We start from the raw sequence: 13,479 nt of genomic DNA, 5'->3' as shown, positions 1-13,479 counted from the left end.
CCAGAGTACTTTATTTCATATAGATATATTTCTAGAGTTTCGATGAGTCTTTAAAAATAATGCCTTCCAGATGTTCTTTAGACACTCCATTTGATACAAGTTACGAATAGAGAATAGATGAGTAAAAAGACTAATATCTAAAACTAAAAATGAAAGAAAAAAATGAAAAAATAATAAAAGTAATTCGAGATTTTGATAAAGATTCACAAGTTAGAATTGATGGATCTATACTGTATCTGCAAGAAGTAAAACCATAAGTGATTAATGATTTAATTAAGAGAGGTTTTGAGATTGCACTTTATGAGGAAGAAACGCAGGTATTACAAAAAAATGAGAAGGGATAGAATAAAACTATAATAAATGAATCGAAATTATGGGATTTTTTATATTTTCATGATTGAGTAGAAATTCATAGAAAAAAATTAAAAAATTAAAGTTCAATAAACAAATGAGAAACCTAATTAAAGTATTAATTCTTCTAATATCCTTATGTGGTTATAGCCAAGAGCAAAAGACGCAAGTAAATGTATCTAAATTTTATAGAGAAGGTGATTTATCGTTCTTACATATAGAGAAAGAAAAATACATTGTAATGCAGATGACTCATTTTGAAAATGAAAAAAGTAATGAAAAGGAAATGATACTAAACGGAGTAGAGTATCGATTAAAAAAGGTATTTAAAATTAAAAACCTGAATTCAACTTCATCTATTCATTCCTTAGAGTACTGGTCTAGTTTAGATAATGACATTATATTAATGGATAAGTAGAAAATATATCTGTTCGAATTAAAAAAAATAACAATGAAACAATAACTACTTTCCTATTTACTTTCCCGTGAAAAAAGAAACCTCTTTAAAAAAAGAGGTTTTACGTGTTTCTATGAAATCGGAGAGGGCTGTAGCGATTAGTAAATGTCCTGAGGACATTTGCAGCGAAAGAGCCAGCTGGCGCATTGGGCGAATCTCCCGGATACACAAAAACCTGCCGTTTGGCAGGTTTGTAGTGGAGTCGGAGAAGGCTGTAGCGATTAGTAAATGTCCTGAGGACATTTGCAGCGAAAGAGCCAGCTGGCGCATTGGGCGAATCCCCCGGATACACAAAAACCTACCGTTTGGCAGGTTTGTAGTGGAGTCGGAGAAGGCTGTAGCGATTAGTAAATGTCCTGAGGACATTTGCAGCGAAAGAGCCAGCTGGCGCATTGGGCGAATCCCCCGGATACACAAAAACCTGCCGTTTGGCAGGTTTGTAGTGGAGTCGGAGGGATTCGAACCCTCGTCCAAACAAGTAATACAATAGCTTTCTACACGTTTAGTTTTTGTTTAATTTTCGTCGATAAGAAAGACCAAAAACCGCCAACCTATCGCTTATTCTTAATTAAATTTCGAAATTATATCAAGATCCTATAATTTCTAGGTTTACTTTTACGATACCTCATGATCAATCGCCGCAAACCAAGGCTCTTGAGAGGTATCCTGCTTGTTCACCTTGTGAACCGAGGCACTATCCTACTATAAATTCAGATTATGCAGCTAGGGCGTAGTTATTCTCGCCGTTTAAAAAAGTGAAATATGATATTTACGAGCTATATCCCAGCGCTCGACGTGCTTACTACCTTATTAATCTCGCTGTCAAAACCAGTCGACCCCAGTAGTATTTTCCGAAATTTGATCATTATATTTCTTTAGAAAACAAAATATGCTCTCAATTTGACCAAAAATACTTTCGGGCAGCAAATATAATCATAATTATCATATCTTTACCCTCGTTTTTTAGTACAAAATTTATACCAATTCATATGACTAAGTTCGGTGTCATTAAAGAGCGAAAAAACCCGCCAGATCGTCGTGTCGTTTTTTCGCCAGATGGCCTAAAATCAGTAGTGACCAAATTTCCTCAAGCTTCTTTTATTGTTGAACCTTCTCATGTTAGAGTTTTTGATGACTCTGAGTATGAAAAAGCAGGTTTTACCGTTTCTGATGATCTATCAGATTGTGATGTACTGCTTGGTGTAAAAGAAGTGCCTGTTGCTGCTTTATTACCCAACAAAAAATATTTTTTCTTTTCGCATACGATCAAAAAACAATCGTATAATAGGGATTTACTAAAGGCAATTCTCGAAAAGAATATAGAGCTATATGATCACGAAGTCATTGTGGGTCAGAATGGTTTTAGGTTAATAGGATTTGGAAAATACGCTGGGATTGTTGGTGCGTATAATGGATTTAGAGCCTGGGGACTTAAGTTTGATACTTTTACTTTACCTAAAGCCGAAACACTTAACGATCAAAAAGCATTAGAGTCTGAATTATCGAAAATTAAGTTACCCAATATAAAGATTGTACTTACCGGAAACGGAAAAGTAGGAGGTGGAGCCAAAGAGATTATCGACGCTATGCATATCAGAGAAGTTGCTGTAGACGAATACCTGAATGCTACGTTTGATGAACCTGTTTATGTTCAAATTGATGTGTTGGATTATAATAAGCGCAAAGATGGGCGTATCATAGACAAGGGTGATTTTTATAGCAACCCACAAGAATATGAAGGAGATTTTATGCGATTTGCAGAAGTGAGTGATATGTATATTGCAGGTCACTTCTTTGGAGACGGAGCACCTTATATTTTTACCAGAGAAGATGCAAAATCCGAAGGTTTTAATATCAAATTGGTAGCAGATATTTCATGTGATATCGATGGGCCGGTTGCCTCTACAATTAGATCTTCTACAATTGCAGATCCGATATATGGCTATAATCCACAAACCGAAACCGAAACCGATGCTATAGATCCAAATGCAATCGGGGTTATGGCTGTTGATAATTTGCCATGCGAATTACCCAAAGATGCCAGTACAGGATTTGGAGACATGTTTTTAGAACATGTAATCCCTGCATTTTTTAATGATGATAAAGATGGTATTCTCGAAAGAGCAAGAATGACCAAAGATGGAAAGCTGACTGAAAGATATAGTTATCTTCAGGACTATGTAGAAGGTAAAGAATAATGTTAATCAATAGATCAATACAATTAATATGACAACTCAGGAACTGGTTGCTCAAATACATGCAAAACAATCATTTTTATGTATAGGATTAGATGTGGATTTAAATAAAATCCCTAAGCACCTATTAAATGAGGAAGATCCTATTTTTGAGTTTAATAAAGCTATTATAGACGCCACGCACCATCTTGCCGTTGCCTATAAGCCTAATACTGCTTTTTATGAAGCATACGGTATCAAAGGGTGGAAATCTCTCGAAAAGACAATTATCTATCTAAATGCAAATTATCCCGAGGTTTTTACGATTGCAGATGCCAAACGAGGAGATATTGGTAACACAAGTACAATGTATGCCAAAGCTTTTTTTGAAGACTTAGGATTTGACTCTGTAACCGTTGCCCCTTATATGGGTAAAGATTCTGTAGAACCTTTTTTAGCTTTCGAGAATAAACATACGATTTTACTGGCATTGACATCTAACCAGGGCGCTTTTGATTTTCAGACAAAAAATGTAGAGGGAAAAGAGCTGTACAAGCAGGTGTTAGAAGTTTCTAAATCATATAAAAACTCTGAAAACTTAATGTATGTGGTTGGTGCAACCAAAGCCGAATTTATTGGGGAAATTAGAAAAATTATGCCAAATAGTTTTCTTTTGGTTCCCGGTGTAGGCGCACAAGGTGGAAATTTACAAGAAGTATGTACATACGGATTGAATGATCAAGTAGGACTGTTAATCAACTCTTCTAGAGGCATTATATATGCTTCAGATGGAATTGATTATGCCAAAGCGGCAGCAGAAAAAGCACTTGAACTTCAAAAACAAATGGAAAATATCCTGAAATAATAAAAAAGGAACAAGAATAGCGTATACTCTTGTTCCTTTCCAAAAGGATAGAATTAACGTCTATTGGCGTTAAAAACATGTTTTGCATACCCGTAAAGTCCGTATGCAATAAAAATAACGAAAAATGCCATTATACCATAAATGATAACATTTAGTAATATTGAACTCATAGCCCCAAAATTTTAATATTAATATCTTCTAATATAAGGAGATAATTTTTAAAATCCTATTTTTAAGTATCTAATTATTAAGTATTTATGATTTTTTTATAATTTTTAAGAATTCATAAAATGTAACACGACCAGGGATATGATATGTACAGATCAATTAGGTAGGAAAATCGAATTTCTAAAATCTCCAAAGCGTATTGTTTCTTTAGTACCTTCACAAACCGAGTTATTAGTTTCGTTAGGAGTATCAGATCATATTGTAGGGGTTACCAAATTTTGCGTTCACCCAAAAACGATAAGAAGTCAAAAAGCTATTGTAGGAGGTACAAAGAAAGTCAATTACGAAAAAATTAAAAAGCTAAATCCTGATATCATTCTTTGTAATAAGGAAGAAAACACAAGAGAAATAGTAGAATATCTTGAAAAAGAATATCCTGTACATGTCTCAGATATTTTTTCTATATCAGAAGCTTTGGAAATGATTAAGCAATATGGGGATATTTTTGACAAAAAAGAGGAAGCAAATACACTGATATCTAAAATAAGGTTAGAAAAAGAATCTTTTGATAATTTTGTATCTGGGATGCCTCAAAAACGAGTAGCCTATTTTATATGGAAAGACCCCTGGATGGTAACCGGTAAAAACACATTTGTAGATCATCTGCTAAAAGTAAATGGTTTTGTAAATGTTTTTGGCAATAAAGATCGTTATCCAGAAATCTCAAAAGAGGAACTTAGAACAATACAAGATTTAGACTTGATCATGTTATCCTCTGAACCATATCCTTTTTCAAAAAAGCATATCGATGAATTGAAAAATACAACCACTGCAAAGATTATTTTGGTTGATGGAGAATATTTCTCATGGTATGGGTCTCGACTTGCAGAAGCTTTTACATATTTTAGAACACTTCATGAAGTATAGAAAATTTTGTACATGACAACTATTTCTATACCATGCATGAAGTGTATTGGTATGAAATTAGCCCATACTTTATGTTTAAAAAACAGTACTAAATGGTCTTAGGAGTGTCAAATATTCATCAGGAAGATTGCCCTTCAATTTCTTTTATTTGAATTAAAATTTTATCAGCTTTTTGATGAAGCTGATCACTTTTGTTTTTATCTGTAAGTGCTAATTTATAAGCACTTTTCATTAATTTACAGTAGGTGTGCTGCAGTTTTTGCAATTCAGTTTTGTTCTTTAACCAGGCAAACATTTTTCTTCTCTTACATTAATAATGCAAAGATACTGGATAATAAAAGGGAGGTTTCTTAAGAATCAGTTAAGGTAGTCTAAAATTGTGATAAATATAAGCAAGTCTCTTAATCAATAATTAAGAGACTTGCTTAGGCTTTTATCGATCTTGCAAGGCAAATACCCGTCGCAATAAGTCTGTTGTTCTCGAACTAAGCTTAGTTCGGATTTCTTGCTCTTCTACAGCAATCATTGCATACACTCCTTTAAGAGCTTCACCAGTTACATAATCGGTGAGATCTGGGTTAACATTGTTTGTAAGAGGTATAGCATTGTATTTTGTGATGATATTAGACCAAATTTTGTCTGCACCTACTTTAGAAAACGATTTATTGATTACGGGATTAAACTTTTGATATAGTTGACTACGAGTCTTACTCTCAAGATATTGAGTAGCTGCTCTGTTATTACCTAACAGTATTTGTTTAGCATCATTAAACGTTATTTGTTTTACAGCACCTACAAATATAGGTGTTGCTTCTTTTACAGCATCTTCTGCAGCACGATTAATTGCTTTTAATCCTTCGTCTGCGAGTTTGCCTAATCCTATGTCTCTTAATGTTTTATCCACTTTTTGTAATTCTTGCGGAAGAAGAATCTTAACAAGTTGATTTCTGTAAAAACCATCTTTTTGGGTAAGTTTTGTGACTTGCTTATCTATGCCATTATCTAAAGCTTCTCTTAACCCATTAGAGATGTCAATATTGCTCAACCCAAAACCTCCGGTAGTCTGCGGAAGGTTATTTACAACTTGTTGTAACTCTGCACAACTTGATAATAAAAAGATAGCGAGTATACTAAAAATTTGTTTCATGATTTCTTATTAGATTTGAGATTGTGATTATAACTATATTAAATACGCCAGTAAGATAAAATTGATATTGAATCATAATTACGTATTGCGAATTTTACCTGATCTTTAAAAATTAATAAATGTAGCCAGATGAAACCAAATTTAATTTTTTTAATACTATCTACTCTAATTATTTCATGTAAAAATGAAAAAGTATCGATAAAAAGCCAATCTGTTCTACAAAATGAATTTGATCAATACATAACTGTATTAGGAATTGCGCAGGACGGAGGGTTTCCTCATATTAACAATACAAACGAATATATAGCTGTTCAAAAAGGCCTGGCAGATAAAGAATTGGTTACTGCATTGGGGGTGATTGATAAGAAAAACCATAAAAAATTTATGTTCGAGGCAACACCAGATATGCCAGAACAATTAGCGGTCCTAGATAATGAACATCTACAAAATGATGCTATTATTGATGGAGTATTTTTAACACATGCCCATATAGGACACTATACAGGATTGATGCATTTTGGCAGAGAAGCCATGGGAGCAAATAAAATACCTGTGTATGCAATGCCAAGAATGCAATCTTTTTTAGAAACTAACGGCCCTTGGTCACAATTAGTCTCTTTGCAGAATATAGCTATTAAACCTATGCAAGCAGATTCTACACTAACCTTAACAAGCGCGATACAAGTTATTCCTTTTTTGGTGCCTCATAGGGATGAATATTCTGAAACGGTAGGGTATAAAATCATCGGAAATAATAAAAAAGCATTATTTATCCCAGATATTAATAAGTGGTCTCTTTGGGAGAAAAATATTGTTGATCAGGTTAAACAAGTGGATTATGCTTTTATTGATGCCACTTTCTTTAAAAACGGAGAGATTCCAAGGCCAATGTCAGAGGTGCCACATCCTTTTATCGAAGAAACCATTGCTTTATTTAAAAATGAATCAAGAGAAGTGAAATCAAAAATAATATTTATTCATTTTAATCATTCGAATCCCGCACTTCAAAAAAATTATGAAGGAAGAACAGCTTTAGAAGAACAAGGGTATCATTTTGCAAATACCAAAGATGTTTTTCCGCTATAAAAAACTACAGTATTGTTATTGTTAAGAATTGCTTTTACTCTATTAGAACTGCATTGATCGAGATTCTTTCTAAATATAGAGGCAGTAAATGCTTATGTTAAATTTGAAACATAAAATCACTGAAAATGGGGGATACTGTTACTTAGTATCGTCTTATCTTTATAGATAATTTATAAAGTGAAAAACTATATATGTTTTGGAAAAATAACTTGAAATTACCCATTACTCTAGAGGATAAAAAATGGGTAGAAGAAAGTATTACATTTCTTGAAGAAAATTTAGCAGAACGAGGGTTGAAAATAGAAACCATATTGCCAACTCATCCCTATTTTAATAGAAAGTTTGAAGGTACTCTGCCTGATGCAAAGTTTTTATTGAATCAGATCATGCAACTAATGGGTATAGAAGATATAAACATTCAATTGAAACTATTTAATGATGGAGCCGTAAAAATGGAAGATGGTAGAATTCTTACTACACCAGCTGATATCAATGGTAGATGGGAAGGCGCAGCAGGAATGTATCAAAATTTAAATGATGTTACTACGATTTTTATAGCCACCGATCAACTAAACAACTTAGAGGCTTTAATTGCTACAATAGCTCACGAATTATCGCATCAACTGCTTTTAGGAGAACAATGGATCAAGGATAATGATGAGTATCTCACAGATCTTTTGGCCATTGTATGTGGTTTTGGAATTTTTATTGGAAACTCAAAATTTAATTTTTCTTCACAACAAATAGGAATAGGAAGCAACTGGAAAATGAGCAAACAGGGATATTTGCCAGAGCAAATTATTGCGTATGCAATGGCATACTTAGCTATAAAACGAGAAGAATCTACAGACTATATTCAATTTCTAAATAAGACTATAGCGAAATATTTCAAGCAAAGTATAAAGTATCTTAAAGCGAATGGTGTAACAGATTCTGTTTCGAATTCTGTAAAAGAAATTGAGACCTCACAAGAGGTGTATAAAACACCTATTGATTCTCAGGAAAACTTTTTAGAAGAGAAACGACAGGAAAAAACCGAAAGTACTAAAGAATTCAAGATAGAGGATATTGAGAAGCTGGAGACAGTATCTTTGGTAGAGGCTTGTGCTCAAGAAGATATTCCGTTAGTAAAGCATTTACTACAAATAGGGATAGATGTAAATACAACTTCTGAGTTAGGTTTTTCTGCGCTAAATATGGCAGTCATTAAAAATAATGCCAGGTTAATACATATACTTCTTGATGCTGGTGCAGACATCAATCTTCAGAACACAGAGGTGTTTGGTTTAGGTGAAACACCACTTATATCTGCGGTTAAGGAAAATAATGCAACTGTTATAAAATTGTTATTAGATCATGGGGCGAACCCTAATACTCCAAATTACTTTCATAAAACACCTTTAATGATAGCGGCACAAGAAAATACTCTGGAAGCAGCAAAAGTATTACTAGAACATAAGGTGCCGATTGAACATGGAACCCACACTGGATTATATACAGAAACGCCACTATGTATCGCTGTATTACATAATCATACAGAGATGGTCATCCTTCTTATAGAGAACAGAGCAAAGATCAAACCGCTTAGAAAATTACCAAGGCATAAGATCAATCCTAAAATGGTGAAATGGTTAAAGCAGCGTAAATATTTATAAAAGCCAGCCTCCTTCTTGTACTGTTCTGTACTTTGAAACAGAAGTATATTTTAATAACGTTTCTACTTTAAGAAAAAACAACAGTTTTATTATTATAAACTAGCAATTTTCTTTCGAGATGATGTTTAATGGCTCGCGATAATACAATTTTTTCGAGATCTCGGCCTTTAAGCATAAAATCATCTGCATTATGAATGTGGGATACACGTGCAATCTCTTGCTCGATAATAGGCCCGCCTTCTGGATCTGGAGTTACATAATGACTTGTTGCACCAATTATTTTTACACCTCTTTCGTAAGCAGAATGATATGGTTTTGTTCCAGGAAAAGCTGGTAAAAAAGAACGGTGTATGTTTATGATTTTATAAGGAAATTGATCTATAAAATCAGAAGAAATAATTTGCATATATCTCGCCAGAACTATAAAATCAATTTTATATTCTTTTAGAAGCTCTATTTGCTGTGTTTCAGCCTGTTTTTTGGTATCTTTTGTTACCGGGATATATTTAAATGGGATATCAAAAGCATCAGCAATAGGCTTAAGGTCTTCATGGTTGCTTATAATAATAGGGATGTGTACTTTTAACTCTCCAGAAGCATATCTTCCCAGGATATCATAAAGGCAATGATTATATTTAGAAACAAAAAGAGCCATTCGAGGCTTTTTTTCGGCATTATACATTTCCCAGTGCATATTATAATTTTCTGCAACATGTGTAGTAAAAGACTCTTTAAATAGTGCTAGTTTTTCTTCGTCTTCATCAAATTCACATTCTAATCTCATAAAGAACTCCTTTAGTTCACGATCTACATGCTGTTCTATATATATGGTATTCCCTTTTTTGGCTAGAATGAAATTGGTGACGGTAGCAATAATTCCTTTTCTGTCGGGGCAATTAATTAATAGGGTTGTTTTTTTCATTATGACTTGTGTTTTCTCAGGACATAAACTTACTATTATTGAACTGATTTTAGAAATTGTTTTTTCTTAAGTTTTATTAATTATCCTTATTTTCTTATGGATTTATACTGTATTGCTCTGATCAATGTATGATTTTTAGAAAACTAGAATAATTAATATTAAATTTGAACTATAAATAATGAAAGCATTGGATAGGTTAAATAAATTATATAATTCTAAAAAAATAATCCTTTTTGATGCATATTTCGTAAATTGGCAGCATTAAAACCACTTTTTATTATCAATGGAACAAAAAACACCGTATACACCCAAGAATAAAGTAAGAATAGTTACCGCAGCTTCATTATTTGATGGACACGATGCCGCTATTAATATTATGCGACGTATTATCCAGTCTACAGGAGTAGAAGTCATTCACTTAGGCCACGATCGCAGTGTAGAAGAGGTTGTGAATTGTGCCATACAAGAAGATGCTAATGCTATAGCGATGACTTCTTATCAAGGAGGACATAACGAATATTTTAAATATATGTATGATTTGCTAAAAGAAAAAGGAGCAACTCATATTAAAATATTTGGCGGAGGTGGTGGAGTAATCCTTCCCGAAGAGATCAAAGAACTCATGGATTATGGGATTACTCGTATATACTCTCCTGATGATGGAAGAGAATTAGGATTGCAAGGGATGATCAATGACCTGGTAGAGAGAGCAGATTTTCCTATAGGAGATCGTCTTAATGGAGAAGTAGAGCATCTGGCAGAAAAAGAAATCGGTTCTATTGCTAGAGTTATTTCTGCTGCAGAAAATTTTCCTGAAGTCGCTAAGGATACTTTAGATCAAATTCATATAAAAAATAAAACATCTAAAACACCTGTCCTTGGTATTACTGGTACGGGTGGTGCGGGTAAATCATCATTAGTAGATGAGTTGGTTCGCCGATTTTTGATTGATTTTCCTGAAAAAACAATTGGATTAATTTCTGTAGACCCTTCTAAACGTAAAACAGGAGGAGCACTACTTGGAGATAGAATTAGAATGAATGCTATTAATTCTCCAAGAGTATACATGCGGTCTCTGGCTACACGACAATCTAATCTGGCATTGTCTAAGTATGTAGCAGAAGCTATAGAAGTGCTTAAAGCAGCAGAATTTGATCTTATCATTCTCGAAACTTCGGGAATCGGTCAGTCTGATACCGAAATCTTAGAACATAGCGATACCTCTTTATATGTAATGACACCAGAGTTTGGTGCTGCAACACAATTAGAGAAAATAGATATGCTGGATTTTGCAGACCTGGTAGCTATCAATAAGTTTGATAAAAGAGGCTCTTTGGATGCATTGCGAGATGTAAAAAAACAATATATGCGTAATCATCAATTGTGGGATATTCCACAAGATGAATTACCAGTATTCGGAACTATTGCTTCGCAGTTTAATGACCCGGGAATGAACACACTCTACAAGGAAATTATGGATAAAATTGTAGAGAAAACAGGAGCAGAATTGAAATCTGATTTTCATATTTCTAAAGAAATGTCAGAAAAGATATTTGTTATTCCACCAAGTAGAACCAGATATCTATCAGAAATCTCAGAAAATAACAGAGCATATGATAAAACTGCAAATACTCAAGTAGAAGTTGCACAAAAATTATATGGTATTTATAAAACGATCTGTAGCGTTGCTAATGTCGATTCTATTGCTTTGTCTAAGAATGGAATTGATGAAGAGAATCTTCAGAATGTGAAAAGTGAGGATAATGCATCATTTTTGAAATTACTTTTGGCAGAGTTTGATAGAATAAAACTTAATCTTGATCCTTATAATTGGGAGATTATTACCGGGTGGGCTGCTAAAGTTAAAAAATATAAAGACCCTATTTATTCTTTTAAGGTAAGAGATAAAGAAATTAAAATAGAAACCCATACAGAATCTTTGTCGCATAGTCAAATCCCTAAAGTGGCCTTGCCAAAATATGAAGCCTGGGGAGATATCTTGAAGTGGTGCTTACAAGAAAATGTACCGGGCGAGTTTCCTTATGCTTCGGGTTTATATCCTTTTAAGCGTACCGGAGAAGATCCAACACGTATGTTTGCTGGAGAAGGTGGCCCCGAACGTACCAATAGACGTTTTCACTATGTGAGTTTAGGAATGCCCGCCAAACGACTTTCTACAGCCTTTGATTCGGTAACACTTTATGGAAACGATCCAGATCAAAGACCTGATATCTATGGTAAAATTGGTAATGCAGGAGTGTCGATTTGCTGTCTCGACGATGCAAAGAAATTATACTCTGGATTTGATTTAACACATGCCATGACCTCGGTGAGTATGACCATTAATGGTCCTGCTCCAATGTTATTAGGTTTCTTTATGAATGCAGCAATAGATCAGAACTGTGAGAAATATATTAAAGAAAATAATCTTGAGAACGAAGTAGCGTCAAAAATCAAAAAGATATATGCCAAAAAAGGTGTAGAACGTCCAGAATATCAAGGCGAACTTCCCGAAGGTAATGATGGATTAGGATTAATGCTTCTTGGTGTTACAGGAGATCAGGTACTACCTGCAAATGTATATAATGAAATTAAAACTACGACTCTAAACACTGTTCGTGGTACAGTACAAGCAGATATACTAAAAGAAGACCAGGCACAAAATACCTGTATTTTCTCTACAGAATTTGCATTGCGTTTAATGGGAGATGTGCAAGAATATTTTATTGATCAACAAGTACGTAACTTTTATTCGGTATCTATTTCTGGATATCATATAGCAGAAGCAGGAGCAAATCCAATTACGCAGTTAGCATTAACATTGGCAAATGGTTTTACTTATGTAGAGTATTACCTAAGTCGCGGAATGGATATTAATAAATTTGGACCTAACCTATCCTTTTTCTTCTCTAATGGTATTGATCCAGAATATGCAGTTATAGGCCGTGTCGCACGTAAAATATGGGCAAAAGCTTTAAAAGATAAATACGGGGCGAATTCTAGAGCCCAGATGTTGAAATATCATATTCAAACTTCGGGTCGGTCATTACATGCTCAGGAAATTGACTTTAATGATATTCGTACAACACTTCAGGCGTTATATGCGATCTATGATAATTGTAATTCATTGCATACCAACGCTTATGATGAAGCCATTACCACACCAACAGAAGAATCTGTGCGTAGAGCAATGGCAATACAATTGATTATCAATAAAGAACTGGGGCTTGCTAAAAACGAGAACCCAATTCAAGGATCTTTTATTATAGAAGAACTAACAGATCTTGTTGAAGAAGCGGTATTAGAAGAGTTTGACAGAATTACAGAACGAGGAGGAGTGCTCGGGGCGATGGAAACCATGTATCAACGTAGTAAAATACAAGAAGAAAGCCTGTATTATGAAACATTGAAACATAATGGAAAGTTTCCGATTATTGGAGTGAATACATTTTTAAGCTCTAAAGGGTCGCCAACGGTAACACCAGGAGAGGTAATTCGTGCAACAGAAGAAGAGAAGCAATATCAGATCAGAATGCTAAACGAATTGCATAAAGGAAATGCTGATTCTACAACAGAACTACTAAAAAATCTACAACAAAAAGCAATCAGTAACCAGAATATTTTTGAAGCTTTGATGGAGGTGTGTAAAAAATGTTCTTTAGGCCAGATTACATCAGCATTATTTGAAGTAGGAGGGCAGTATAGACGAAATATGTAAAGTTGCTTA

10 protein-coding genes and 1 other RNA gene are annotated in these 13,479 nt (G+C 34.0%); 7 read left to right on the top strand and 4 right to left on the bottom strand.

Annotated features, from left to right (window positions below; all coding sequences use genetic code 11):
- Window positions 1–448: 448 nt before the first annotated feature.
- The gene (locus tag NNL09_RS25735) at window positions 449–769 is read left to right on the top strand and encodes a hypothetical protein (protein ID WP_196911956.1); all 321 of its coding nucleotides are present in this window, start codon (window positions 449–451) and stop codon (window positions 767–769) included.
- 479 nt (window positions 770–1,248) lie between these two features.
- On the opposite strand, the gene ssrA is transcribed toward NNL09_RS25735, so the two are convergent.
- Window positions 1,249–1,648, bottom strand: a transfer-messenger RNA (tmRNA) gene (gene ssrA, locus NNL09_RS25730).
- Window positions 1,649–1,797: 149 nt separating this feature from the next.
- Between ssrA and NNL09_RS25725 the strand changes: the two genes are divergently transcribed.
- From NNL09_RS25725 to NNL09_RS25715, 3 genes are all read left to right on the top strand, one after another.
- The gene (locus tag NNL09_RS25725; RefSeq protein ID WP_196911285.1) at window positions 1,798–3,006 is read left to right on the top strand and encodes an NAD(P)-dependent oxidoreductase; all 1,209 of its coding nucleotides are present in this window, start codon (window positions 1,798–1,800) and stop codon (window positions 3,004–3,006) included.
- A 28-nt stretch (window positions 3,007–3,034) separates the two neighbouring features.
- Window positions 3,035–3,847: an orotidine-5'-phosphate decarboxylase gene (pyrF, locus tag NNL09_RS25720; RefSeq protein ID WP_196911284.1), complete on the top strand. Its 813-nt coding sequence runs from the start codon at window positions 3,035–3,037 to the stop codon at window positions 3,845–3,847.
- 309 nt (window positions 3,848–4,156) lie between these two features.
- Window positions 4,157–4,942: an ABC transporter substrate-binding protein gene (locus tag NNL09_RS25715; protein WP_196911283.1), complete on the top strand. Its 786-nt coding sequence runs from the start codon at window positions 4,157–4,159 to the stop codon at window positions 4,940–4,942.
- Between the two features lie 118 nt (window positions 4,943–5,060).
- Here the strand turns inward: NNL09_RS25715 and NNL09_RS25710 are convergent, their stop codons facing one another.
- Window positions 5,061–5,237 carry a Lacal_2735 family protein gene (locus tag NNL09_RS25710; protein WP_152538399.1) on the bottom strand — a complete coding sequence of 59 codons (177 nt, stop codon included), beginning with the start codon at window positions 5,235–5,237 and terminating at the stop codon, window positions 5,061–5,063.
- 138 nt (window positions 5,238–5,375) lie between these two features.
- Window positions 5,376–6,089 carry a DUF4197 domain-containing protein gene (locus NNL09_RS25705; protein WP_196911282.1) on the bottom strand — a complete coding sequence of 238 codons (714 nt, stop codon included), beginning with the start codon at window positions 6,087–6,089 and terminating at the stop codon, window positions 5,376–5,378.
- Window positions 6,090–6,218: 129 nt separating this feature from the next.
- Between NNL09_RS25705 and NNL09_RS25700 the strand changes: the two genes are divergently transcribed.
- Both NNL09_RS25700 and NNL09_RS25695 read left to right on the top strand, forming a co-directional pair.
- On the top strand, window positions 6,219–7,175 hold the full coding sequence (locus NNL09_RS25700) for an MBL fold metallo-hydrolase (RefSeq protein WP_196911281.1): 957 nt from the start codon (window positions 6,219–6,221) through the stop codon (window positions 7,173–7,175).
- Between the two features lie 191 nt (window positions 7,176–7,366).
- Complete coding sequence (locus tag NNL09_RS25695; RefSeq protein ID WP_196911280.1) at window positions 7,367–8,830, top strand: ankyrin repeat domain-containing protein; 1,464 nt, start codon at window positions 7,367–7,369, stop codon at window positions 8,828–8,830.
- Window positions 8,831–8,897: 67 nt separating this feature from the next.
- Here the strand turns inward: NNL09_RS25695 and purU are convergent, their stop codons facing one another.
- Window positions 8,898–9,752 (bottom strand): formyltetrahydrofolate deformylase, encoded by an 855-nt coding sequence (gene purU / locus NNL09_RS25690; RefSeq protein ID WP_025667857.1) that lies wholly within the window; start codon window positions 9,750–9,752, stop codon window positions 8,898–8,900.
- 283 nt (window positions 9,753–10,035) lie between these two features.
- On the opposite strand from purU, the gene NNL09_RS25685 reads away from it, so the two are divergent.
- The gene (locus tag NNL09_RS25685; protein ID WP_196911279.1) at window positions 10,036–13,470 is read left to right on the top strand and encodes a methylmalonyl-CoA mutase family protein; all 3,435 of its coding nucleotides are present in this window, start codon (window positions 10,036–10,038) and stop codon (window positions 13,468–13,470) included.
- Window positions 13,471–13,479: the final 9 nt, after the last annotated feature.

Origin of the sequence: Aquimarina sp. EL_43 (assembly GCF_943422735.1) — a bacterium.
Taxonomy (GTDB): Bacteria; Bacteroidota; Bacteroidia; order Flavobacteriales; family Flavobacteriaceae; genus Aquimarina; species Aquimarina megaterium.
This window is presented reverse-complemented; position numbering and strand designations above follow the sequence as displayed.

Excerpts from the sequence above, each read along its gene's own strand:
- NNL09_RS25685 (WP_196911279.1), top strand. The coding sequence starts at position 10,036 with ATGGAACAAAAAACACCGTATACACCCAAGAATAAAGTAAGAATAGTT.
- NNL09_RS25695 (WP_196911280.1), top strand. The coding sequence starts at position 7,367 with ATGTTTTGGAAAAATAACTTGAAATTACCCATTACTCTAGAGGATAAA.
- NNL09_RS25700 (WP_196911281.1), top strand. The coding sequence starts at position 6,219 with ATGAAACCAAATTTAATTTTTTTAATACTATCTACTCTAATTATTTCA.
- NNL09_RS25725 (WP_196911285.1), top strand. The coding sequence starts at position 1,798 with ATGACTAAGTTCGGTGTCATTAAAGAGCGAAAAAACCCGCCAGATCGT.
- NNL09_RS25710 (WP_152538399.1), bottom strand. The coding sequence starts at position 5,237 with ATGTTTGCCTGGTTAAAGAACAAAACTGAATTGCAAAAACTGCAGCAC.
- NNL09_RS25735 (WP_196911956.1), top strand. The coding sequence starts at position 449 with ATGAGAAACCTAATTAAAGTATTAATTCTTCTAATATCCTTATGTGGT.
- pyrF (WP_196911284.1), top strand. The coding sequence starts at position 3,035 with ATGACAACTCAGGAACTGGTTGCTCAAATACATGCAAAACAATCATTT.
- purU (WP_025667857.1), bottom strand. The coding sequence starts at position 9,752 with ATGAAAAAAACAACCCTATTAATTAATTGCCCCGACAGAAAAGGAATT.
- NNL09_RS25705 (WP_196911282.1), bottom strand. The coding sequence starts at position 6,089 with ATGAAACAAATTTTTAGTATACTCGCTATCTTTTTATTATCAAGTTGT.
- NNL09_RS25715 (WP_196911283.1), top strand. The coding sequence starts at position 4,157 with ATGATATGTACAGATCAATTAGGTAGGAAAATCGAATTTCTAAAATCT.